Here is a 23,449-nt window from a genome sequence, read left to right as displayed (position 1 = left end):
GGGCCAGGGGGCCGAGGGGCGGCGGGCCGGCGGGGCCGGGCGGGCCGGCACCCCGCGCAGCCCCCACCCCCGCCCATGCCATAACCCCGCCAGCACACCACCACACCCTCACCAGACAAACACCACATAACCGATTGCGGCCACACCACAACGCGTGTATGGTTTGACTCAGCGGGAGGCAACCGGCCCCCTGCACCCCTAGCCTTGGAGGCTCTCATGTTCACGTTCAACGCCCGCCAGCTGCTCCGCGGTCTCGATGTCGCTTCCTACCCCGCCCGCCTCGCCGACGAGCCGGTCGGGGCTTGCCTGACCACGGTCCCCCTGGAGGTGACCGACCAGGGCCTGATCGCCTACAGCACGGACCGCTACCAGCTCGCCCGCACGCTGACCGAGTACGCCCTGGAGGCGCCCGCGCACGGCGCGGGCCTGCCGCCGGTGCGCCTGCATCGCTCGGGGCTGAAGGTTCTGCTCCCGGTGCTCCGCGCCGCGAAGAAGGACGGCACGGTGGAGCTGACGGCCGACGAGGACACCGTCACGTTCACCGTCCACGCGGCGAACGGGCAGGTGCAGACGGTGCCGCTGAAGAACTACGCGGGCGCGGACGAGTATCCGAAGATCGCTTCCCTGTTCCGCCTGCACACCCAGCCGCGGGGTGCGCTCGAGGAGGGCACGTTCACGGTCAATCCGAAGTACGTCAAGGCGCTGGCCGACGTGACGGCGCGGTACACCAGCGACGGGGAGGTGCTCACGTTCGACCCGGACACCAACCACTCGGGCAAACCCGTCGCGTGGGTCCACGGCCAGTGGGCGCACGGCATTCTGATGCCGGTCCGTCGGGATCAGCTCCCCACGATCGACGCCGAGTACGAGGGCGTGGGACGTCTGTTCCGCGCCGTGCCGCTGATGCAGCCCCCGGAGTCCGCCAGCGTGCGGGAGGGCTCCGCCGTGGAGCGGGCCAGCACCCGCGGGACCGCCGAGGCTCCGGCCACGGCCTGATCCCCTCTCCCTCTCGGCGGGGTCGTCGCACTGCGGCGGCCCCGCCGCTGACCGCCCGGGCCGCGAGCGCCCACACCCCCGGTGGCCCCGCCCGCACGATGCGGGCGGGGCCGTCCGCCCGCGGCGGCTGCCGCTGTCTCCGCGGCACCGCGAGCTCGCAGCGCGGCGCCGGCAGCTGGCTGCCCCTCCACGACACGTCCCCGCCGGTCGCCGGCCCAGACATCGCCCCCACGGCGGGGCCCTCCCGTGCCGCCGTCTCCGCGCCCTCCCCCCTTGCTGAGCTTCCAGCCGTCGGCGGCCCCACGCGCTCTCGGCTGCCGGCCGCGAGGGCCCCGCCGCGGACCGTGTCGGGGAGATGGCCCGGGCCCGCGGCTCCAGCTGCCGCGGCGGCCGGCAGCTCTAGCTCGCGCAGCCGGCAGCGTCCCTCCGCAACACGTCCCCGCCCGGCCCGCCATCCAGAGGCTGCTCGGCCTGCGGACCCCAAGCGCCCATAGACCCAGGCCTCCCGCCACCCCGAGCACGCCCGCCGCGGCCGCGCACCGGCCCCGCCCCGTGCCACCAGCCCCCACGCATCGCTTCCAGACCCCGCGGCGTGCCGGGGACATGCCCCGGACGCCCAGCTCCAGCAGCCGCGGCGGCCGGCAGCTCGAGCTCGCGCAGCCGGCAGCGTCCCTTCGCGACACGTCCCCGCCCGGCCCGCGCTCGCGGCCAGGCTCCCTGGCCCTGCACCGCGGCCGGCCCCAGCAGTCTTGACCCAGATCCTCCAGCGCCAGGACGGGCAGAGGCTCCCTCGGCGTCGTCTCTAGACTGGCGCCAGGAGGCCCCGCCGCTTTTCCCTTCGATTCAAGAGCGGGACACCTCTAGGAGTGCGCCACGGTTGCAGCCGTGGCGCCCTCCGCGCGCATCCGGCCCCGACGGCGCGAGGACCAACGCCAGAGACCCGCCGCCCCCGGCCGAGATCCGCCGCGGCGTCCCCCTCCCACCCCGCGCACCCACCGCGGCACCCAGCAGCTGGAGCCGGAGCAGCCGGCCGCCCATCTCCGCGACACGTCCCCCGCAGCACGCGCTCGCTGACCCGCCGGCTCGAGCAAGCCGGGCCGCCGATCACACCCGCGAGCGCCCGCACCTCGTCAGCCCCATCCCCAGCCCCGTCCTCGCCACACCGGCCTACTAACCCCGCCGCCGAGCCCCCGGCGCTCACGAGGGACAGAGACCTACCCCCGCTCGCCCCGGGGCCCGCCGCAAGGCGGGGACATGGCGCCGAGCTCGGGCCCATCCAGCACGCGGCGCCGGCCGCCGCTGCACCACCGGCGGCAGCCGGCCGCCCTCCACAACACGTCCCCGGCCGACCCGCGCTCGCGGACTGCCCCGGCCCCCGAGGCCGAGCAGGCCCCGCGCGGCTCCGCGCCCGCCCCGCAGCCGTGCCGGGGACACATGCCCCGAACCTCCAGCTCCCGCAGCCGCGGCAGCCCGGCCGGCCGGGCTGAAGCAGCCGGCCGCCCATCTCCACGACACGTCCCCGCCCGGCCCGCGCTCGCGGACCCCCGGGCGTAACACGCAGGCCGGCGCCGTGCCGCCTACCCTCGGCCGCGGCTCTGCCGGCGGACATCCACGGCACGCCGGTCTCCCACATGCGTGGATGACGCGGCAGTCATCGCCGCCAGAAGGACCACATGCCGCGGCGCTCCGCCTCCCTGCTCGTGATCTCCTCGAGCTTGCCCTCCACGCGGCTCAACTCCTGCTCGTACCAACGCAGGTCCGCCTCGCGCTGACTCCTCTTCCGCTCGGCTTCCTCCGCAGCTTGATCCTCCAGGCGCTCAGCACGGAGCGTCAGCTCGTCCTGCCAGAAGAGGCCACCGAAGATGGCCGTAGAGGACACGAGCAACCCCAACGCGCCCATCGAGTCGACCACCGGACTGTGCAAGAAAATCCCGGCCGCCGGCGGCACGATGGCCACGGCGGCCGCCGCATACGCCCAGTTGGACCGCGCCCTGCCAGCCTGCCGCGTCGACACCAGGGCACGGAGCACGGCCACGAAGAACACCCACGCCAGGACGATCAGCCCGCGCAGCTGAGGCGACATCGCAGGCTCCTCTCCAGGGGGCGGCGGAGCTGAGAATCCCAGGCTGTCGTCCCCCGTGGCCAGCACGCTCACCGTCGTCAGAGCGGAAAAGCTCGCCCCCAAGATGGCCCCCCACGCGGCCAGCCACCTCCCGCGAGCTTTGAGCTGGGAGGCCCGCTCCGCTCGTTCCGCCGACGCCTGCTCATCGCCTGCCATCTACCCTCCTGCCGAGAGAACCCCCGGGACTCGATCTGGCGCCGATCCACGCCGCCGGCACTCTCCGCTCATCCTGCCCGACTCAGCCGCCAGAGGGCCCACCTCCCGCGGAAATCGCTGTCGACCCAACGACCACGCCGGGGACATTCCCCGGACCCGCGGCCGCCGGCGCCCCGAGCTGAAGCAGCCGCGGCCGCCGGCAGCACATCTCCACAACACGTCCCCGGCCGACCCGCGCTCGCGGCCGCGTTCGCTCCGGGCCGGCCGGGCCGGGACGTCCGCGTGTCGGCGTCGCCGTCGAGTGGACGGGGCCGCCGACGCTGCGACCATGGGTGGCCCTGGCGGTGCTGCCCCCGTGTGCGCGTCCCCCCGGCTCCGCGGGTGTCTTGCTGGCCCGGGGCTGGAGCGTTGGCGCATGAGACGACGGCGGCCCCCCTCCAGTGAGGGGGGCCGCCGTGGCGGGGAGGTCAGAAGAGGTTTGCCTGGCAGTCGGGGCAGATCTGGGAGATGATCCGCTCCCGCTTCACCTTGGTGCGGTGGGGCAGGACCTCGTGGACGGGCTGGCCGGCGTCCAGGGCGTCCGCCTCGTCCTGGGTGATGGAGACGCAGTCGGCCTTGCCGCAGAGGGGGCAGAGGCAGTCGATGTCGGCGCTGTCCGGGCCGTAGACGTTGTAGATGCGGTGGGCGATGCGTCCCATGGGGCGCTCCTTCGGTGAGGGGTGCAGGCCCCCTCATGGGGCCCGCTACGTGTCTAACCATACACGTCCCCCGCCTACCGCACAAGCGTCTTTCGCGGTCGGTTCAGCAGCAGCTCATGCTGCATCTCCGCGACACGTCCCTGTCCGATCCGCAGGCCCAAGCTGCGCCCGCGAGCTCATCCGCACGCGATCGCCGCGGCCGGTCATGCCGGATCTGCCGCGGCCTCCTTGGCTGCGGAGCTGCCCGCGATGAGCTGCGCGATGAGCTCGGCGCTACCAGGGGAGCCGGCGGCAGGCGCCTGCGGCTGCTCCAGAAGCTGCTCGACCCAGTCCGGCGTCTGGTCATGACGCTGGGCGAGCACGTAGGGCCCGCGGAGCAGGGCGGGCAGGTTGTAGGCCCACACGACGGGGTCCTGGGCGTAGGTGGCGCGCCGGCGCTCGCCGCGGCCGAGGTCGTCGACGGTGGGCGTGGGCAGCTCGAGGTCGAGGTGCCCCTCGGGGTCATGGATCTGGACGTCCTCCCCGTCAACGTGCACGTATCCGACGTGCCGCTGGAGGCCGGAGGGGCCGTCCAGGTGATGGATGGTGATGGTGAACATCAGATCTCCTTATGTTGATCTTGTATCAGTTTATCAGCGCTCGTAGAGATTCGACAGACGCAGGATCCGACCCTTGCTCTGCATCAGGCGTGCCCGCCGGCGCACCTCGTGGAAGCGGCCTTCCTCGATCGTGCCGCGCAGGCCCAGGCCGTCTTCGGAGTCCAGGAAGCGGGCCAGGATCGTCTTCTCCTCCCGAGTGGTCGCGCGGGCCTGCGGGTGCTGGGAGCGCGCGTCGACGAACATCGAGGCGTTCACGCCGCCGACGCCGTCGGTGAAGGCGAATCCGTTGTCGATCGCCGAGAGGCCACGGCGATCCATCAGGACGTTGCTGCCGTGGCGGTCGACCTGCCCGATCAGGCAGTCGAAGAAGGCCAGATCACTGGCCTGATCGGAGTGGTGCGCCGCCATGTGCATCACGTTCGCCTCTGTCCGCATCGGCCCCCCGGGGACTCCATAGGAGATGGACCCCCACTGGCCCTCGTACTTGACCAGGGCCACCGGAGGCACCAGAGCCGCGTACTTCGGGCCCAGCGCCTGGGCGAACTGCGAGGCCGCGGCCTCATGGGTGGGCTGGAGCCGGCCGTCGTGGCCATAGGACTCGGCGATGTCCATGTCCAGCTCGTCGTAGGGCTTGAAGTAGCCGCACGCGCCGTCGTCCCACACCAGACGCTTGATGTCGTTGACGCCCTTGCCCGCGACCGGCGCGCCCTCACGCGCCGAGTCCATCCGCATCAGCTGACGCTCTTCGGCGGTGCGCCCCTGCCGCTTCACCAGCAGCGCCACACGGGCGGCTTCTTCCTCGCCGCACTGGTCCTCCCACTCCGACCACTCCGACCCGCGAGCGCCCGTCGAAGCCGAGCCGGGAGCCGGGGTCGGGGTGCGGTGGTCGCGGCCGGCGCCTGCGCCTGCGCCGCCGCCCGCACCGGCGACCGCGACGCCGCCAACGGCTCCGCCGCCACCGGCCACTCCGGCGCCGCCAGCGCCCCCACCTCCGCCGCCGCCGACGCCTCCTGCTCCGCCGGCGGCTGCGGCGGCCGACGCTCCCCCGCGGGCCGGGGCGCGGCGGGCTGGGGCCTTGGGGTCGTTGCGCAGCTCGGTCTTGGCCGCCTCCCATCCCTTCTTGGCCGGGCCCGCGGCGCGGGCGAAGACGCTTTCCGGGGCACCGGCCTGGCCGGCCCACTCCTTGATCTCGTTGATGGGCTTGCGCTGCCTCTTCAGCTCGGCCAGCTCGTCAGCCTTGCCCTCGGCCTTGGCCCATCGGGCGATCTGCTGTCCGATCGCCCGGTTCTCCCGTCGACGCTTCAGCGCGGCATCCCGTGCCGTTGCGTTCGGGGGGCATCGACGTCCGTGGGGACACCCCGCCTCGCCCTGAGCCCTGCACATGCCAACCTCCTGGTCCGATCCATCCGCCCTGCACGGGCGCCTTCACTGACCACAAGGCCGGGCTCTCCGCGACATGTCCCTAGCTGCTGACGAGTCCGTCAGGTCAGTCGTCCAGGCCGCGGGCCCGGCGTCTGGCGGCCCGATAGGCGGCGATCATGACGATGCCCACGAGCACGGCGCCGGCCCCCAGGACCAGGGGGAGGCTGACGCCGACGCCGGTGTCTGCGAGCTCGAAGGCGGCCTGGTCTGCGGGGACGAGCAGGCCGATCTCCAGCAGGCTCTGGCGCACGGAGTTCATGGCGCTGGCGGCCCAGGCGGTGAAGGCGCCGGTGCCCAGGAAGAACATGCCGGCCAGGGCGATCCAGATGATGTCGGTGCCGTCGCTGGTGCCGTTGGTGTTCGCGCTCATCTCAGCTCTCCTCGTGTTCGACGTGCCGGGTGGGCAGCATCTCGGTGGCGGCCACGGAGATGCCGCCGGCCTCCCCGGTGTCGCGCTCGATGTACTCCAGGTAGATCCCGGCCTCGTCCTCCTGGGGGTCCTCGGCGAGCACCGCCCAGGTCTCGGAGTCGGGGTCGATCTGGATCAGGTCTCCGGCCTGCAACTCCTCGGCCGGAGACTCCACCGGCTCGCCGTAACCCTCGAAGAGGTCCTGCTCGTCGTCGGGCACGTAGGGCACGTGCTTGCGCTCGGCGATCACCGGGCGGCTCGGGTCGGCCAGCACAGCCGGAGAGGGTCGCCCGGTCGGGCGCTCCTCGACCGCGGCAGAGGCGGGAGCAGTGTTCAGGGACTGCAAGGCCGCGAGCGCGCCGGCCGGGACGGCCGCGCTGGCGGCGGGCGCGGTGGCCGGCTGCACCTGGGGCTGGTCGGGGGCCTCGTAGACACGGGCGTCCATGTAGTCGGCGTAGCTGGTGGGGTTCTCGGCGCCGTCCAGGCCCACCGTGACCGGCTCGAGGATCTCCACCAGCATCTTCTTGTGCACGACTTCACGGGGGCGCACCGCGGCGACGCGCTGGGGGTCGTAGTCGTCGGATCCCGGGTCGGGGTTGGGGGCGTAGATGGTCTGGATCATGACGGGCACGCCGGCGGAGTTCAGGGCCATGCCGCGGCCCTTGATGTGCCGGGGGATGGTGGTGCCGACCACGTAGGAGTCCCACATCATCTTGGCGCCGTCGGGGCTGAGGCGGGACATGGCCACGCGCATGCCGAGGTTGTCGCGGAACTCACCGGAGATGAAGCGGGTGTCCGCGCGCTGGAGGCCGATGAGCATGTGGATCTTCGCCGAGCGGCCCAGGCGTCCGATGTTGCCCAGGCGCTTGAGCACCGCGGACTTGGAGGATCCACCCTTGGGCTTGACCTCGGCCCACCAGTCGTCGGCGGCCTCGAGCAGCGTGGTGGCCTCGTCGACGATCAGGGCCACGGGCTCGAAGTCGGCGGAGGTCGCCTTGCCGGCCTCGATCAGCGCATAGCGCTCGTTCATCAGGTCGTGGGCGTCCTCGATCAGCTTCACCTGGTGCTCGATGCGCGAGGCCAGCCGCTCCACGTTCGGCCAGTCCCGCAGGCCGATGAACTCGATCCGCTTGCCGTCGATCACCCAGACCTTCCAGCCGGCCTGGGTCAGGCGCTGGACGACGTTCTGCTCCACGACGGTCTTGCCCGAGCCGGTGGTGCCGACCACCACCATGTGGGGCTGCTTGCGGGGGTGCCAGGAGAGCTGCTCGCCGTCCTCGTCCACACCCAGAGGGATCTGGAAATCTCGGTAGTCGGCGTGGGTGCGCACCAGCGGGGAATGCTCCGGCGGGGGCAGGACCAGGGAGGGCATCGGCTCGCGGGCGGAGAACACGACGGTGTCCTCCACGAGGTTCCACTCCGGCACCCAGTCTCCGGGCACGCGGGTGGCCAGGACCCGCTCCACGCGCAGCCGCTTGGAGGCCATGGCCATGTTGCTGCCCTGCTCGTGGGCGACCTCGATGCGGGTCGCGTCGCCGTCGTCGTTGAGCTCGACCTTCACGCGGGCGGACTCGCCCAGCAGGTCCCGCACCACCCGGGATGCGCGGTCCACGGTCGGGTCGGTCTTCTCCACCTGCTCGGCCCCCACGGCACCGAGCACCACGCGGCGCTTGCGCGGCAGGTGGGCCTCCACCTTGTACTTGGCCCCGAGGCTGACCGAGGCGACCTCGGCCAGGGACTTCAGCCACTCCGGGTCCGGCACCACCCTCGCGTGGTAGGTCAGCTGCACCTGCTGGGGCAGGCCGATGAACCCCCCACGCCAGCGGGAGAGCTTCACCGCGGCCCGGGACGGCCGCGGGCGGATCATCATCACCGGGCAGATCTGCTCGGTGAAGTGGTCGGCGATCTCCGCCCGCTGCCGCGCCCGCTCGGCCACCACCAGGGATGCCGTCGAGACGCCGGCACCACCGCCGGCCACCGTGTAGGCCAGGGCCGGGTCGGTGGCGGCGAACATGCCGGCGGCCAGCGCGCCGGCGGCGACCAGTCCTGATCCGATCCCGAGGAACTTCGCCGGCTGCGGCTGAGGGGCCAGCACCCTGAGCCCCTCGTCGACCTCCTGATGCGCGCCGGCCTGCGCCGTGCCCACACCCATCTGCGGCTCCATGTCCACGCTCATCTACGGCCTCACCCTCTGGCCCCGACGACGGGGCCGACGACACTCGTTCACTGCCCATAAGGCCCGCCCGCGCCGCCGATGTCCCTCCCCCCGCCTCGCCGACGCACCCCACCCTCTGATCGCCTCCCGGTACCCCCTGCCGTAAAATCACAATCATGTGGAAGGCAGATCACCCCGCTACCCCCTTCCATGGACTTGACTCGTCGGGTAGCCTCCTCAGCGAGACGGAGTCGAGAGGAGGAGGCTACCCGAGCGAATCAGCCCATTCCAGAGGGCAATATCTCGCTTTTCTTTCTTCCCCGTCCTTCAGGATTTCCCGATGGGTGGAGGCGCTCGACTCCCGCTCTTCCCGCGGGCTTCCCGCTCGCGTTATGGCACCTGAACTGTCGAGATGCAGCTGTCGAGATGCAGCGAAGATTTCAAAAACGCGCCAATTTGATTCATACACGTTCTAGCGCCTCACCTCTTGACAGCACAGGTGTCGAGATGCAACGAAGATTTCAGAAACGCGCCAATTTGATTCATACGCCGGTCAGGGTCTGAAGGGTTGACGCCGGCTCCTCCTGCCCCTCGCTTGACCAGCGCACGGGATCACGGTCGCTACGCTCGATCCATGCCCGTCCGTCTGCGCCCTGCCGTCCTCGACGACGCCGAGGCCCTCGCCGCCCTGGCACGGAGCCAACGCGCGCACCTGGCCCCGTGGGAGCCGGAGCGCCCCACCCACTGGTTCACCGAAGCCGGCCAACGCGAGGCCCTCGAACAGGCAGAGCACGACCGTGCAGCGGACCGCTCCTACGCGTTCCTCATCACCGACGCGGCGGGCTCGATCTTCGGCCGCCTCACCCTCGCCAGCGTGGTCCGCGGGGCCGGGCAGTTCTGCTCACTCGGCTATTGGGTCGCCCGCGAGGCGACGGGCCGCGGCGTGGCGACCGCCGCCGTCGGGCAGGCCCTGCAGATCGCCTTCGACGAGCTCGGCCTGCACCGCGTGCAGGCCGAGACCCTCCCCCACAACCACGCCTCCCGCCGCGTGCTGGAACACCACGGGTTCCAGCGGTACGGCCTGGCCCCGCAGTACCTGCGGATCGCCGGCCGCTGGCAGGACCACGAGCTCTGGCAGCTCCTCGCGCCGTCGGAGGAACAGCGGTGACCCCTGACGACGCCGCCCGGGAAGGACTTTCCACCAGCCCGGCCGCCTATGGCCCCCGCGCGGCCGAGTACACGGAGCTGCTGGGGACCATGGACGCCGTGGCCGAGGACGACAGGCTCCTGGTCGAAGCCTGGGCCGACCGGGTGGATGGGGTTCTGGCCGACGTCGGCTGCGGACCGGCCCACTGGACCGCGCACCTGGCCTCGCTGGGCCATGAGGTGACGGGCATCGAGCCGGTCGAAGAGTTCGTGACCCACGCACACCGCACCCACCCGGAGGTACGCGTGGAGCCGGGCTCGTTCCAGACCCTGCCCGTAGCCGCCTTCAACGGGATCCTGGGCTGGTACTCAATCATCCACACGCCGCCGGTGGAGATGCCTGCCCTCCTGGAGCGCGCGCACCAGGCGCTGCGCCCTGGCGGGTCACTGCTGCTGGGCTTCTTCGCGTCAAACCAGGTGGAGGCCTTCGACCACGCCGTCACCACGGCGTGGCACTGGCCGGTCGATGGGCTCTCCCGCCTGTTGATCACGGCGGGATTCACCGTGGTCGGCCGCGGCACACGGCAGGACGCCGGCGTACGCCGCCACGGATGGATCGAGTCCAACCGGAGCTGAGTCGTCTGACACTCTCCGCCCCAGAGCCCTCCAAGGAACTGCCCTTCACGAGTCGCGTGCGATCTTCGCCGCGTCTTGACAGTCAGCCACCACTCCCCCTCGAGCGCCGCAAACGGTCGTTTGTGGCCGGCGTTCCGGGCCTCCTGCCGCGGGCCGCCCCGACTCCACGCGTCCTGCACCGCCACCTTCCCAATGCCGACAACGACACCCCGACCCGCACGGTGAAGCGGTCCCCTGCCGCGAGGTAAGACCCCCGTAGCAGGTTCGCGCTCTCCGGACGACCGGAGCTCCAGGACCACGCCTGCTCAAGACGGCAGAAGCCCCATACGGCGGGTGCCTCGAGACCTCTGGACAGGGTGGCGGGGGTAGCCGACGGGCTCGCAGCAGGAAGCAGACGCCTCGACTCTCGGCAAGCTCCAGGAGAGGGGTGGCGCTGACAGACATGCGTACGAACACAAGTCCTCGAGCCAGCCCCCGTACAGACCAATGCCCATGCCTTCAGCCGTCAACGAGTAGGGGACGGGCACCATTGCGGCCATGCAGCCTCAGTACCGGGTCACCTTAAGGGTGGTGTTCGTGCAGGAGGCGGCCTTCTTCACCAAGAACGCCTTCTCCGTGGCGTCAGCCTTCAACCCCCAGCGGATCTTCACCGCGGTCCAGTCAGCGATGTACTTGCACTGGTTCTTCGGCGGCAGCCACTGCTCCGGACCGCGGGCCTGCTTGGCCGAGTTCAACGCCGAGGTCTGCGCGTTCAGCGACCGGGCATCCCCCAAGTCGTTGTAGAACGCCACCCGCTTGGCCTTGGTCCAGTACCGAGCTCCCGAGCCCCACGCCTCATGCACGGGCACCATGTGATCGATCTGCACCGTCGATGCAGACGTGTGCGTACGCAGATCCCAGCTGCTCACCCACTTGCCCGTGGCCACCGTGCACTTACGGGCCGTCGTGAACTTCGGGGTGGTCTTGGACTCTGCGATCAACACCTCCGCCCGAGTGTTCTGGCAGTCCCTGTTCGCATCCTTCCAGTCCCCGAACTGGGCGGCCCGGTCATAGCCGGCATTTTTCTCCGCCGCCACCGGCAACGACGCCACAGCCGTGCGCAACGGGGCCGAATACGTGGTGCCGGCTGCCGCCGGTCCCGCACCCCCCAGGACAGCGGTGGCGACGAAAGCAGCGGCAGTGGCCAGAGAAGCCAGAGAGCGTCGTGACATGGGCGAGTTCCTTGCTCGAGTGGATGACGCGATGGGAAGTCGCATCGCAGCTGATCCTAAGCTCGCGTGAAGCCCCTGCTCGGCACGAGATCCCCGGTCCCTAGGATGGGCAGGATTAGCGCGGACAGCGCCCCATGCCACTCGGCCCAGAGAAAGAACACCCGTGTCTCGACTGACTGACCTGCTCGCCCAGGCCCGCAAGACCGACCCACAGCTGGCCGCAGACCTGGAAGCTGAGTTCCGCCAGCTCACCCAGCGCAGCCAGTTCGGTCTTGTGTTTGAGCGTCACCAGCCCGAAGCTGTGGAGCTGCCCGGCCGACCCGTACGCCGCGGAGACACCGTCCGGGTGCTGCCCCCGCGGGGGACCCTCACCATCGGGGACACCCGACACTGGGTCGTCACCGACATCGAACGCACCCCAGACGGCAAGCAAGCCCACCTGACCGAAGCAGACATCGACGCCGAGGTTCGCGAGCCGGCCACCTCAACAGCAGCAATCGAGGACCTGGTGGTCGTCGCCCGCTTCGAGGACCCGATCTACCCGGGCCTGGTCGAGACAGGCCGCGTGGAGAACGGCGGGCCGGACAAGCCGTTCCACACGGTCATCAACGCCGAGAACTTCCACGCCCTCGAGATGCTCACCTACACCCACCGCCACAAGGTGGACTGCATCTACATTGACCCGCCTTACAACACCGGGGCGAAGGACTGGAAGTACAACAACGACTACGTCGAGGCTGACGACGACTACCGTCATTCCAAGTGGCTGTCCTTCATGGAACGCCGCCTCCAGGTTGCCCGTGAACTCCTCAATCCCGAGGACTCCGTCTTGATCGTCACCATCGACGAGAAGGAATACCTCCGCCTCGGAATGCTCCTAGAGCAGACGTTCCCGGAAGCACGGATTCAAATGGTCTCTTCGGCCATGAATGCTAAGGGTGTTGCTCGAAATGGGTACTTCCGCCGCACCGACGAATATATCTACTTCCTCATGCTGGGGCGCGCGTCCCCATCCAGGTTGCCCCTGACTAGCGAGTGGGATACGGGCGCGTCCACTTCCTCCGCCACCGTAACTCCCAAGAACGACCCGGGCTGGACGTCCATGATGAGGCGGGGATCAAACTCCAGGCGCCAGGACCGGCCCAATGGCTTTTACCCGATCTATGTCGACCCTGAGTCGCGAAAGATTGTGTCGGTGGGCGCGCCTATACCTCGGGAGTCTTCGGAGGCTCCGCCAATTAGGGGGCTCAAGGCGGTGTTGCCGATCCGTCGCGACGGGTCTGAGGGTAGGTGGCAGGTCGGGGCCGACGAACTGATGGTCCGCCAACAGCAGGGTCGCGTGCGGTTGGGTCGCGAAACCCACTACGGATATGTGGTGAACTATCTCCCAGATGGGGCTTACGCCAGTGTCCTGAATGGCCAGTTCAAGGTTATCGGAAATGAACCCGACGGCTCCCTCACTGTAGAGGCGGTTGGCGGCTCCTTCAATTTCCGCATGGCACCTACGCAGTGGAAGATTGCCAGTCATAATGCTTCCGAATATGGAACTACCTTCCTGCGCTCCCTCCTTCCCGGTCGCGCTTTCCCATTCCCGAAGTCTCTTTATGCCGTTGAGGATGCTCTACGCTTTTTCATCCAAGAAAAACCTCACGCGGTCGTCCTGGACTTCTTCTCAGGCTCTGGAACAACCGCTCACGCTGTCATGCGCCTGAACAAGCAGGACGGTGGGCGTCGTCAGTGCATCAGCGTGACGAATAATGAGGTGTCTGCTGAGGAGCAGAAGGGCCTGCGGAAGAAGGGGCTTCGTCCCGGGGATGCGGAGTGGGAGCAGTGGGGCATCTGCGACTACGTGACCAAGCCCCGCGTCACTGCGGCCATCACGGGCAAGACCCCGGCTGGCGACCCGATCAAGGGCGAGTACAAGTTCACTGACGAGTTCCCCATGGCCGATGGCTTCGAGGAGAACGCGGCGTTCTTCACTCTGACCTATGAGGCGCCCCGGCAGGTGCGTCGCAACCGTGCCTTCGCCCGGATTGCGCCGATGCTCTGGCTCAAGGCCGGCTCTCGCGGTCGCATCATCTCCAGCCTTCCGGAACGAGGCTGGGATGTGGCTCAGGCTTACGGGGTGCTTGAGGACATGGACCACGCCCCCGAGTTCTTGGCCGCCCTACAGGCTGACCCCCAGGTGGGGATGGCGTTCATCGTGACCGACTCCGAGGTGGCCTTCCAGTCCGTGGCCCGGCAGCTGCCTGAACACACCACCGCGGTGCGCTTGTACGAGTCCTACCTGCACAACTTCCAGATCAACCGGAGGGCCTGACCCCATGCGTTACACCCTCAAGGACTACCAGGCCCAGGCTGTCGAGCAGGTCCTGAACCGGCTGCATCGGGCCAGGAAGAACTACCAGGACGACGGCGTCCTGTCCCAGTTTTCCCTGGCCGCGGCCACCGGGGCCGGTAAGACGGTGATGGCCGCGGCCATCATCGAGGCCCTGTTCTTCGGTTCCGACCAGTACACCGAAGATATCGCCCCCGACCCCGGGGCCACCGTGCTCTGGTTCTCCGACGACCCGGACCTGAACGATCAGTCCCGCGCCCGGATCCATGCCGCCTCCTCCGAGCTCGACGGTCGGCTGCGCACCGTGGAGAACTCCTTCGCCGAGACCACCTTCGCCCCCGGGCAGGTGTACTTCCTCAACGCCCAGAAGCTGCGCGAAGGCGCCCGCCTGGTGCGCGGGGCCCAGGACCCCACCAACGCCGCCACCCCGGTGATGGCCGCCCCCGACATGGCCCAGCGGACCATCTACGACGTCATCGCCAATACCGTGGCCACCCCCGGACGAACCCTGTACTTCATCCTGGACGAGGCCCACCGGGGCATGAAGACCACCAAGAAGAACGACCAGGAACGGGCCACCATCGTCCAGCGCCTGATCAATGGCACCGCCCTGGCCCCGGCCATGCCGATCGTGCTCGGGATCTCCGCCACCGTGGAACGCTTCACCCAGGCCATGGCCCACGCCACCGACCGGGACGCGCTCTCCCCCGTGCAGGTCGACCCCGCGCTCGTGCAGGCCTCCGGGCTGCTCAAGGACGATGTGGTCCTCACCATCCCCGAGGAAGCCGGCGCCTTCGACACCACGCTGTTGCGCGAGGCCGTGGCCCGCACGAAGGCTTCCACCAGGGCCTGGGCCGCCTACGCCGCCGAGCAGGGAGAGGCGGACCCGGTGGTGCCGCTACTGGTCGTGCAGGTCGCCGACAAACCCAGCGACGAGCACCTCTCGCGAATCCTGGATGTCATCCACCAGGAGTGGCCCGAGCTACGGCCCCAGGACATCGCCCACGTCTTCGGCACCCACACCGACCGGCACCTGCCTGGCCAGATCGTCAACTACATTGCCCCGCAGCGAGTGCAGGAAACCACGCACATCCGAGTGCTGCTGGCCATGGAGGCGATCTCCACCGGATGGGACTGCCCCAGGGCGGAGGTGCTGATGTCCTTCCGCACCTACAAGGACGCCACCTACGTCCACCAGCTGCTGGGCCGGATGGTCCGCACCCCCCTGGCCCGACGCATCCCGGGCAACGAAGTGCTCAACTCCATCGACTGCTTCCTGCCCCACTTCGACAAGACCACCTCCACTGCCATCGCCCAGACCTTGATGCGCGGACAGTCCGACATGGACGACACCACCTCCGACCCCGGCAAGCAGGCCGCCCGGCGGGTGCTGTTCGACCCGGTCACCCTGACACCGAACCCGGCGGTGGGAGAAGACGTGTGGGCGGTGTTCGACGCCCTGCCCTCGATGAACATCCCCCAGGGCGCCACCAAACCCCTCAAGCGCCTGGACATCCTGGCCAACGCCCTCTCCCACGACGAGCTGCTGCCCGGGGCGGTCAAGACCGCCGCGCACACGATGTGCAAGCTCCTGGACGGATGCAGGGCGCAGTACTCCGAGCAGATCACCGCGGCCCGCCAGGATGTGCTCACCCTGACGGCCCAGCGGATACGCGGCCGGCTGGGCACCACAACCCTGAGCACCACCAGCCTGGAACTGCTGGCCGATGACCGGGCCATCGAGGAGGCCGCCGCCGCGGCGGCCCGCACCCTCACCGGCTGGATCGCCGGGGCCTACATCGATCACATCGTCCCCGAGGACGAAGAGGATCTCGACCTGCGCGAAGGAGACATCATCATCGCCTCCCTGGCCCGCACCCCCGAGGTCGTCGCCGACCTGGAGGCCAAGGCCGACAAGCTCGTGCAGGACTGGCTGAGCCAGTACCGGGTGCAGATCAACGGCCTGACCGATGAGCGCCAGGCCGTCTACGACCGGGTGCGGGAGATGGCCCGTCAACCTGAACGCGTGGACCTGACCCGCCCGAAGCTGACCCAGGCCGACCGGCAGGAGCGCCTCCCTGATGGCAGCGAGCGTCCTCTGCAGAGACGCACCCTGCATTTGATGGCCGCCGAGGACGGCACCGTGCCTGTGGATCTGAACGCCTGGGAGCGGCAGGTGCTGGACTCCGAAGCCGCCGAGCCCTCCTTCCGGGGCTGGTACCGCAACCCCTCCCGGGCGTCCAAGCAGTCTTTGGCGATCCCGTTCCAGGACGGCGCCGGCCAGTGGCAGGCCCTGCGCCCGGACTTCGTGTTCTTCCACGCCAACCAGGACGGCACGATCCGTGCGGACATCGTGGACCCCCACGGCACGCACCTGGCCGACGCCTTGCCCAAGCTGCGGGGCCTGGCCGAGTACGCCCAGGCCCACGGGGACGCATTCGGCCGGATCGAGGCCGTCGCTGAGATCGAGGGGCAGCTGCGGGTGCTGGACATGAAGAACGACGTCGTCCGGGCCGGCGTCCACGCAGCCCAAGACGCTCAATCCCTGTACAAGACCGCGCCCGCGTACTGAAGCAGAAACTCAAGAGACGCCGGCGGCCGAGGATGAGGCTCAGTCTGAGGCTTGCCGGCGCAACGAGGTGTACAGGGTCTGCCGGCTCACCCCGAACGTGCGCGCCACCTCCGCCTTCGGGATCCCCATCTCGATCATCACGCGCGTCTGCTCCACGTCCTGATCAGACATCTTCGGGGCTTGCACGTACTTGCCGCGAGCAAGGCCGAGCGCAGGATCGCGTTCGCCCGCCGCAGTTCACGGTTCTCCTTCTCCAGCTCGGCCACCCGGGCGGCTTCGCTGGAGGTGATCCTGGGGCGGTGGCCACCGTCAATCTCGGTTTGGCGGACTCAGTTGCGCAGCGTCTCAGGGTTGATCCCGAGCTGTTCTCCTACGCGGCGGAACGCTCCGGTCCTCGTGGCGGGGTCTTGACGGGCTTCCAGGGTCATCCGCGTGGCGCGTTCGCGGAGCTCGTCGGGGTACTTCCGTGGTGCTGGCATGGCCTGCATCCTTCCGTTGGATCAGAGCCTTCACCAGACCCGGGGCGATTCACGCCGCCAGCGGGAGAAGGCGGCCTACGTGCCCGCCGTGAGCCGTGAGCCTGGCCCTGCTGAGGTGGCCCGGGCTGCCCGTGAGAGCGCGGATGACCGGACTGCCCCCGTGTCTGTGCTCGTGGGCTACGGCAGGGAGGCCGAGGTTGAGATCCCGCTGACCGAAGATCCTGCTGCGTCGATCCGGTGGGCGCTCAGGCGGGTGCGTGCGGCGCTCATGGTTGCCACTCCCCGAGACGTGGCCGCCCTGGCGAAGGCTGACCGTGACCTGGTGGCCGATCTTGCCGAGTTGACGGCCACCCGTGCCCCGGTGAAGGTGTCCGCGCTGGACCAGCTGGCCGAGCGTCGCGCCGCGAGGCTGGCGCACGCGGAAGGGGGAGCTGCACGCCCCGAAGTTAAGCCCGAGGTGGCACCGTGAGCACACAATCGCGTCACGCACTCATTGCCCTCGCGTGTCTAGCGACCGTTCTTAGCGCAGCGTCACCGCTTTGGCTCGTTGTCGTCTGCATCCTGCTTATGGTCCTCAACCTGCTCGTGGTTGAGCGGTTCAGCCGGCGTGACGGTGGATGCGGATGACTCATGCTTGGCTATTGCTTCGTCAATCATGCGCTGGGCCTCATCTTCCGTAATCCCATTGTCTGAGATTAGAGGGATAATTACCGTTGCCATAAACGCAAGAAGGGCAATGATGTTAGCTACTTGTTGCTTGCCCAGGGCGGCCCACAGGGCCGCACCTGCCCGGGGAAAGATCCCGTCAACTTCCCGGGCAAGGCTCTGAAGTGCCTCATCCTTATCTTGCCCGGCCTTGAGCGCGCGCCCAGTGCGCAGAAGGGCTTGTTGCGCTTGCGCGTAGGCAGCACGGGTCCAACCTGGGCCTGTCAGGACGGTCGCCAACCCCTGTGCGTCAAAGTTGAAAGTTCCCGGATATACCTCGGCCGTAGCCCCACATCGGGGGCAGGTCTCCTTTATCCCGCCGATAGTGACGTCGCTACTCGACTCGACGTCAATCACCGATGATGTGAAGGTGCCGCAGTTGGGACAGTTGGAGAGGACAGGCGACATAGCGCGAGGCTACCAGCGCCCCTTTGCAACACGGGCACGAGGTGGCCCCGCCAGCTGAAACGGGGGTACTGGCGGGGCCATGCGCCGGGAGCGGAGGGGGATGCTCGACCGGCGCATCGTCAGAGTAGCGCGCACTGTGTAGATCTCTCCCGCGTTGGCCACAGGGCCGGAAGGATCATGTGTCACCTAGGGGTATCGCATCCGGGGAGAGCTGGCCCGTGGGTAGGCGCAGAGGAAAAAAAGACCCGCCCTCACGAGGAGGACGGGTTGGTGTTACAGACTGTAGCACCCTGCGTATGACGACGCAAACTACATCTCCCTCACCAGCTGGCTGGCTTGTGCAAGTGGCCGACCTGGTCGGGAAGCTGGCTCTGGAGGTAGTCGTTTCGCCGCAGCTGGCCCCAGAAGTGCCCGCCAACGCCATCGCCGGGGTTTCCCCTCAGGGCACCGGCCATATAGCGGATGCCAGGGTTCACCACTCCAACCGGCACATGCTGACGGGCGACCTTGACGGGTAGCCCCAGGTCGGAATCGTTGGAGATGACGAGTGCCGCATCGACGCGATGCGTCAGAACATCAACAAGCAGGTGTGTAGCCACATTGACGTCCGAACCCTTCTCCTCGCGCTTTCGCACCGTCGCAAGGATGTTTCCCGTGTCCGCTACACGGTGCAGTAGGAGTTCGGGCGACCACTGGGCCGTCGCCTGGTCGTCTTCGAAGACGGTTGGGTTCTTGGTGCCGCTCGCTTCATTCGTCATTACGGCGGCTTTGGCATAGGACTGGTAGAAGCCCTCGCTGATCTCGTCTACGGCTCCGCTCGCCGCAAGCGCGTTCAAGTAGACGCTCTGACGCTGGGCGGCTCCGACGCTGTCTTCGTCAGTGATTCGTGCAGTGCAGTACACGACACGGTCGATGGTGGCGCCAGGGGTGTGGAAATTGCGCCGGGCGGCCAATGCTCGCAGGTCGATCCACTTCCACCCGGTCTGGGAATCGTCAAACTGCCGCTTCGCACCGTAGTAGAGGTTGAAGCCGTCGATGTATACGCCCACTCGCATTGGAGAAGCATAACTGCGTCGCAGGAAGGTGGGCGACACGGACCCCAAAGTGGCTGATCCCGGCCCGATTGCCCAGGCCTCTCCATCGGGAAGAGGCCTGGGCCGTTTGCCGCCTACGGATGGTCACTGTCGAGCGTCGTGCTCGACCTCCCAAGCCGTGTACATCGTCGTCACCTGCACCCCGAGCCGATCCGCTGCCCGGGCAAGATCGGTGATGGTGCCACCACCCTTCTGGGAGGAAATGGCACGGGCGGCGTCTCGCACGTCATCGGCCTGGAGCTCTTCGATCCGGTCCGCGACTTCGAGCAGCCGGGAGGCGAGGGTGCGGGCCTGGCGGGGAGTCAGATCGCCCACGATGAGGTTGTCGATCCCGCACGGCTCCACTTCCAGGTTGAATCCCCGGTCAGGCGCCCAGCTGGAGCCCACGTTACCCACCCGGGGCCGTCGTGGATGCCCCAGGTCTTTTCCTCTGCGTAGCCGTCTCCGGCCACGTCCACGCCCTCGTGGCACTTCTCCCAGTCCCGGACGGTGAAACCTGCGGGGGCGGTCTGCTGCTGCGTGGTCAGGTGTCTCCCTGGGTAGTGCGGTGGTCAGGTCTAAGGCGTCCCCTGCGGGGACTAGGGCGTGTAGACCTCCGCCTGGGCCGAGAAAGAAAACTGCGAGTAGGGAAAGTCACACCTGGATGCTCCAGTCGGCCCGCGCCATGGCGATGTGAGTCTGGATCTCTTCCTCCGAGGAGTACCTGGCCTTGATCGCCGGCCACCAACGGCTCTCCTGTACCGGCTTCGGCCCGTGCCAGCCATCGCGTACGCGCGTTCTGGTCACGATGAGCCCATGACGGGCCCGGGACAGCATCACCAGCAAGACCCTCTGTTCCTCCGTCAGGGCATCCCCCTGGCTGTTCCGCTTCCCCGGCAAGTGTCCCTCTTCGACCCCGACCACTAGCGTCCAGTCGAACTGCTGGCCCTTACCGGTGTGCGCGTTGAGCAGATGGACTCCGGGACCGACCGCTTGCTTGGGATCAGCCGTTCTGACGGACTTAACAGCAGCTCGCGCAGTCTTGGCCCCGCTCTGCTCGAGGATGTCGAACGCATCGTCGACAAGCTCTTTCGCGTCGACGTCCGCAGGATCGAGTGCGTCAAGGGCGGCACGCCTCGCGTCGGCGACCGTGGCACCCCGCGGAAGCGAGGCGACCGTCGACTGGATCAGAGCCACAGTCACCGGGTCATCGATCGCAAGCTCCCACCTACGCACTGGAACTTCCGCCTGGGCGGCGAAGGCGGCGTCGATGGACTCTCGACGCCATCCGGCCCTGGCGATGATCCCGATAGAGGCATCAGGAAACGCGTCATGGATCAACGTCGCAAGCCGAACCGCCAGCGCCGCCTCCTCCGCCTGGTCCTGGAGCACAAGCGCAGCCGAGCAACCCCCGCCAGGCCACTCCTCCGGCCATGCTGAGACAAGACCCGATCCCGGTTCGACCTTCTCACTAATCGAGTTGACCGTCTCCAAGACCCTCGGCGACGAACGATAAGACTCATGCAACCTGACCGGTTCTCCGCACATTCGTCTGAGCTCGCGCTCGACCTCGGCGGGCGCGGCTCCTGCCCACGAGTAGATGCCCTGAAGCGGATCGCCAGCGAAGGTGCGTCGTTCATTGCAGCTGAGGACGGCAACGTCGAGCTGTTGCAACGAGAGATCCTGAAACTCGTCGACCAGAACGGCGCCGAAATGCGCCTGGTAGAGCCGCGCGACCGCAGGAATACGTAGAAGCCGCTGTGCATGCCGGAGCAGGTCGTTATAGTGCAGCTGGTTCGCTTCCTGTCGCGCTCGCTCGACTTTCAAGGCCAAGAGGGCAGCCTCGTTCCGTCCCCGTCCCTCGATAGCCTCCAGCACTTCCGCATCTGAAAGCGGTTCCTTCTTGATGTGGTCGAGAAGCCTCTCCGCGTCGTATATGTCTTTGCCGCCTCCAGCAGCTTCCATCGCACGTCTCATAGTGCTGGTCTTCGGCATCTGGAGGACATCCATGCGCAGACCGATGGTCCTGCCATGCGCGAGGACTACCTGGGTAGCGAAGCCGTGGAAGTTACGCACCACGATCTGTCGGCGCGCCCGCGCCTGGCCCAGCACGGAGCTCAAACGTTCCTCCAGGTTTGCGCGGGCACGCTTGGTGAAGGTCAGGGCGAGCACTCTCTGGTGGGGTTGCAGTAAGCCGATCTGGTGGGCGGCTCTGTGGGCCAGCACTTCGGTCTTTCCACACCCCGGTGGGGCCACTATCAGCAGGTGGCTCTTGTCGGACATCGCCGCGGCGAGCTGCTCCTCGCTGAGGGCGAGCCCCCTCACTGCTGGCTCAATTCGTCGAGCCGTCGGACGAGCCGAGCGACACTGCCGATCCTCTGGGCACTGTCTACGTCCAGTACTGTCGATATACACGTTGCCGCTTCCACTTTCCTCTTGTCTCGGCAGAACTTCGCGGCTGCCTCTGCAGAAACGTCCTTGATTGCGGTCACACCGGACGCCTGAAGGATCCCCTGCTCCCGGCAGACCCCGCCATCGATAAGCGCCTGCGCGACGACCGGCCCGCCGAGGGCACGCGTGTACTCGTCCTCGAGATCGATCTCGGAGATAAAGACCTTCTTGTCAATGGTGTCCTTGGACTTGCCCCCAAACGCGTTGACCCACCTGCCGCTCTCCTGCTTGTCCACCAGGCCGAGCAGGGTCGGGCCAAACCCGTCTGGACCGAGGAGCGGGAAGACGTTCGCAAACTTGTCGGCCCCATCCAGCTCGAGGACAACTGCGCCGAGCCGGTCAAGGTCGATGCCGAGGCTCTTGCCCACCGCCTCGACGATCACACGGTCGGCGTCTCCCTCGACCAGGACGACGAAGCGAGCCGTCAACGCTTCGAGCAGGCGCGGTGACCACCAATGGGCCCGCACCTTCTCGACCTTTGACAGTCTTTCGTTGCCAATCTGCCGGCACTTCCCGTGCCGGTCGACAGCGATGACTTCTGAAGGCTCGAACCGGTGGAGGATGTACGGCGAGTGCGTGACGATGATCTTCTGGTTCCCCACACCGCTGAGAAGGTCAGCCGCAGTCCGCTGGCTGGTTGGATGCAGATGAATCTCTGGCTCGTCGATCGCGAGGACGTTGGCAGCCCCCTCTGCTAGATCAAAAAGCGTCATGGACATCAGCTGGCGGACGCCGTCTGACTGTTCCATCAGGGAGACCTGGTCACTGCCCCGATTGAGGAAGATCGTCACGTCCTGCAGGACATCAGTAGACGGGTCCGTGATGCTACGGACCGTGAAGTCTTCCTTCGCGACCGCTCGGGGCATCGCACGACTGAGATGGCCAGCCACGCGGCTGAGGAGTTCCCCGACCGATTCATTGCCCGCCAGCTCCTCATTGAATTTCTCTAGAGTTTCCTTCAGCCCGTCCTCGTTGTTGCCAAGGTCAGCGGCAGCTAGCAATGTCCGGACCGGACTGTGCGCGCCTTCCATCATCGAGGCTCCGCGCGTCGCCTTCAAATACCGCCACCCGAATGCCTCGAGTTGCTCTCGACTGGGAGCACGTTCGTGTCCGCTCTCGGGGAACCAACGCCGGATCGTTACGGCTTCGTCGTCCTCAGGATCGACCTCTACGACCATCTGGACCCACAGATATTCACGCTCGTGGTCCTCGGTAATTGAGATCTCGGAAGGGAATACCCTGCGGTTCTCGTCGGTGAAGTCCGTCCACATGACGTTGACGACGAGCGGCCGCTCGGGGTCCTCTAGATCCGCAGGGGCCACCGCCTGGTAGAGGGCTGCGGTGCTCGATCCCAATAACAGGTGGAGCATCCGGAGAATAGAGGACTTCCCCACGTCGTTCGCGCCCACGATGACCGCATGGCGGCGCAGCTCAAGATCCAGGTCTTGGATTCGACTGTGGTTATTGATAGCCATCCGTGAAATTTTCATGCCTGCTGACTCCATCTTTCTCAGGAGCCGAGGCTCAGCTCCAAAACTATGCCATACGCAAATTATTGAGCCACTGGCCATCGTTGACCAGGAAATTTAGGTGTGGTGGGATCGAAGTCCGTAGGTACCCACCCCAGGCGGAGGGGCGGAAGTCGAGCCCATCAGCACCGATGGGTGCAATAGGGGGAACGACACCCAAGAAGTGGCCGGACACTTCAGCTTCACCCATCCCATCTCGAAGGCTAGCGCCTCTAGCTGTTGTGGGTCATGAGGTTCTTGGCACGAGGCCCGGGCTGAGATGAGACGAGTGGGCCTCTCCCGCAGGATGGAAGTTCCTACACCACCGACCTGCCCGAGAAGACCCACTCATGACTCACGCTAAC

General features: G+C 67.7%; 19 protein-coding genes. 6 read left to right on the top strand and 13 right to left on the bottom strand.

Features of this window, described 5'->3' with window-relative positions; genetic code table 11:
• Window positions 1-216 precede the first annotated feature (216 nt).
• Window positions 217-996, top strand: coding sequence for a hypothetical protein (locus MF605_RS11095; RefSeq protein WP_134416087.1), 780 nt, complete (start codon window positions 217-219; stop codon window positions 994-996).
• Between the two features lie 1,651 nt (window positions 997-2,647).
• On the opposite strand, the gene MF605_RS11090 is transcribed toward MF605_RS11095, so the two are convergent.
• From MF605_RS11090 to MF605_RS11065, 6 genes are all read right to left on the bottom strand, one after another.
• Entirely contained in the window at window positions 2,648-3,079 is a 432-nt protein-coding gene (locus MF605_RS11090; RefSeq protein ID WP_134416089.1) for a hypothetical protein, read from the bottom strand.
• Between the two features lie 662 nt (window positions 3,080-3,741).
• Window positions 3,742-3,972, bottom strand: coding sequence for a hypothetical protein (locus MF605_RS11085; protein ID WP_134416091.1), 231 nt, complete (start codon window positions 3,970-3,972; stop codon window positions 3,742-3,744).
• 203 nt (window positions 3,973-4,175) lie between these two features.
• The gene (locus MF605_RS11080) at window positions 4,176-4,571 is read right to left on the bottom strand and encodes a hypothetical protein (protein WP_134416093.1); all 396 of its coding nucleotides are present in this window, start codon (window positions 4,569-4,571) and stop codon (window positions 4,176-4,178) included.
• 33 nt (window positions 4,572-4,604) lie between these two features.
• Window positions 4,605-5,954, bottom strand: a complete 1,350-nt coding sequence (locus MF605_RS11075) for a hypothetical protein (protein WP_208857708.1) — start codon at window positions 5,952-5,954, stop codon at window positions 4,605-4,607.
• Between the two features lie 103 nt (window positions 5,955-6,057).
• Complete coding sequence (locus MF605_RS11070; RefSeq protein WP_134416097.1) at window positions 6,058-6,363, bottom strand: hypothetical protein; 306 nt, start codon at window positions 6,361-6,363, stop codon at window positions 6,058-6,060.
• Between the two features lies 1 nt (window position 6,364).
• Complete coding sequence (locus tag MF605_RS11065) at window positions 6,365-8,578, bottom strand: type IV secretory system conjugative DNA transfer family protein (RefSeq protein WP_134416099.1); 2,214 nt, start codon at window positions 8,576-8,578, stop codon at window positions 6,365-6,367.
• Between the two features lie 613 nt (window positions 8,579-9,191).
• Between MF605_RS11065 and MF605_RS11060 the strand changes: the two genes are divergently transcribed.
• Together MF605_RS11060 and MF605_RS11055 are read left to right on the top strand one after the other, a co-directional pair.
• Window positions 9,192-9,725 (top strand): GNAT family N-acetyltransferase, encoded by a 534-nt coding sequence (locus tag MF605_RS11060; protein ID WP_134416101.1) that lies wholly within the window; start codon window positions 9,192-9,194, stop codon window positions 9,723-9,725.
• The gene (locus MF605_RS11055; RefSeq protein ID WP_242821286.1) at window positions 9,722-10,339 is read left to right on the top strand and encodes a class I SAM-dependent methyltransferase; all 618 of its coding nucleotides are present in this window, start codon (window positions 9,722-9,724) and stop codon (window positions 10,337-10,339) included. The genes MF605_RS11060 and MF605_RS11055 overlap by 4 nt, the downstream gene beginning before the upstream one ends.
• A 545-nt stretch (window positions 10,340-10,884) precedes the next feature.
• Here MF605_RS11055 and MF605_RS11050 read toward each other — a convergent pair.
• Window positions 10,885-11,322: an HNH endonuclease family protein gene (locus MF605_RS11050; RefSeq protein ID WP_242821285.1), complete on the bottom strand. Its 438-nt coding sequence runs from the start codon at window positions 11,320-11,322 to the stop codon at window positions 10,885-10,887.
• A gap of 391 nt (window positions 11,323-11,713) precedes the next feature.
• Here MF605_RS11050 and MF605_RS11045 point away from each other — a divergent pair, with 391 nt between their 5' ends.
• Both MF605_RS11045 and MF605_RS11040 read left to right on the top strand, forming a co-directional pair.
• Window positions 11,714-13,870, top strand: a complete 2,157-nt coding sequence (locus tag MF605_RS11045) for a site-specific DNA-methyltransferase (protein WP_134416105.1) — start codon at window positions 11,714-11,716, stop codon at window positions 13,868-13,870.
• A gap of 4 nt (window positions 13,871-13,874) precedes the next feature.
• Window positions 13,875-16,460, top strand: a complete 2,586-nt coding sequence (locus MF605_RS11040; RefSeq protein ID WP_134416107.1) for a DEAD/DEAH box helicase — start codon at window positions 13,875-13,877, stop codon at window positions 16,458-16,460.
• Between the two features lie 39 nt (window positions 16,461-16,499).
• Here MF605_RS11040 and MF605_RS11035 read toward each other — a convergent pair whose 3' ends face one another.
• On the bottom strand, window positions 16,500-16,631 hold the full coding sequence (locus tag MF605_RS11035; RefSeq protein WP_235186476.1) for a helix-turn-helix domain-containing protein: 132 nt from the start codon (window positions 16,629-16,631) through the stop codon (window positions 16,500-16,502).
• Between the two features lie 468 nt (window positions 16,632-17,099).
• On the opposite strand from MF605_RS11035, the gene MF605_RS11030 reads away from it, so the two are divergent.
• The gene (locus MF605_RS11030) at window positions 17,100-17,408 is read left to right on the top strand and encodes a hypothetical protein (protein WP_134416109.1); all 309 of its coding nucleotides are present in this window, start codon (window positions 17,100-17,102) and stop codon (window positions 17,406-17,408) included.
• A gap of 62 nt (window positions 17,409-17,470) precedes the next feature.
• On the opposite strand, the gene MF605_RS11025 is transcribed toward MF605_RS11030, so the two are convergent.
• The 5 genes from MF605_RS11025 to MF605_RS11005 form a co-directional block, all read right to left on the bottom strand.
• Window positions 17,471-18,052 (bottom strand): hypothetical protein, encoded by a 582-nt coding sequence (locus MF605_RS11025; protein WP_134416111.1) that lies wholly within the window; start codon window positions 18,050-18,052, stop codon window positions 17,471-17,473.
• A gap of 320 nt (window positions 18,053-18,372) precedes the next feature.
• Window positions 18,373-19,101, bottom strand: coding sequence for an NYN domain-containing protein (locus tag MF605_RS11020; RefSeq protein WP_200867921.1), 729 nt, complete (start codon window positions 19,099-19,101; stop codon window positions 18,373-18,375).
• A 129-nt stretch (window positions 19,102-19,230) separates the two neighbouring features.
• Window positions 19,231-19,533, bottom strand: a complete 303-nt coding sequence (locus tag MF605_RS11015) for a hypothetical protein (protein ID WP_134416113.1) — start codon at window positions 19,531-19,533, stop codon at window positions 19,231-19,233.
• A 246-nt stretch (window positions 19,534-19,779) separates the two neighbouring features.
• Window positions 19,780-21,450, bottom strand: coding sequence for a UvrD-helicase domain-containing protein (locus MF605_RS12100; RefSeq protein ID WP_036381813.1), 1,671 nt, complete (start codon window positions 21,448-21,450; stop codon window positions 19,780-19,782).
• Window positions 21,447-23,066 carry an ATP-dependent nuclease gene (locus MF605_RS11005; RefSeq protein ID WP_134416119.1) on the bottom strand — a complete coding sequence of 540 codons (1,620 nt, stop codon included), beginning with the start codon at window positions 23,064-23,066 and terminating at the stop codon, window positions 21,447-21,449. The genes MF605_RS12100 and MF605_RS11005 overlap by 4 nt, the downstream gene beginning before the upstream one ends.
• Between the last annotated feature and the right edge of the window lie 383 nt (window positions 23,067-23,449).

The organism is Micrococcus luteus (assembly GCF_022664405.1).
GTDB lineage: Bacteria > Actinomycetota > Actinomycetes > Actinomycetales > Micrococcaceae > Micrococcus > Micrococcus luteus.
This window is presented reverse-complemented; position numbering and strand designations above follow the sequence as displayed.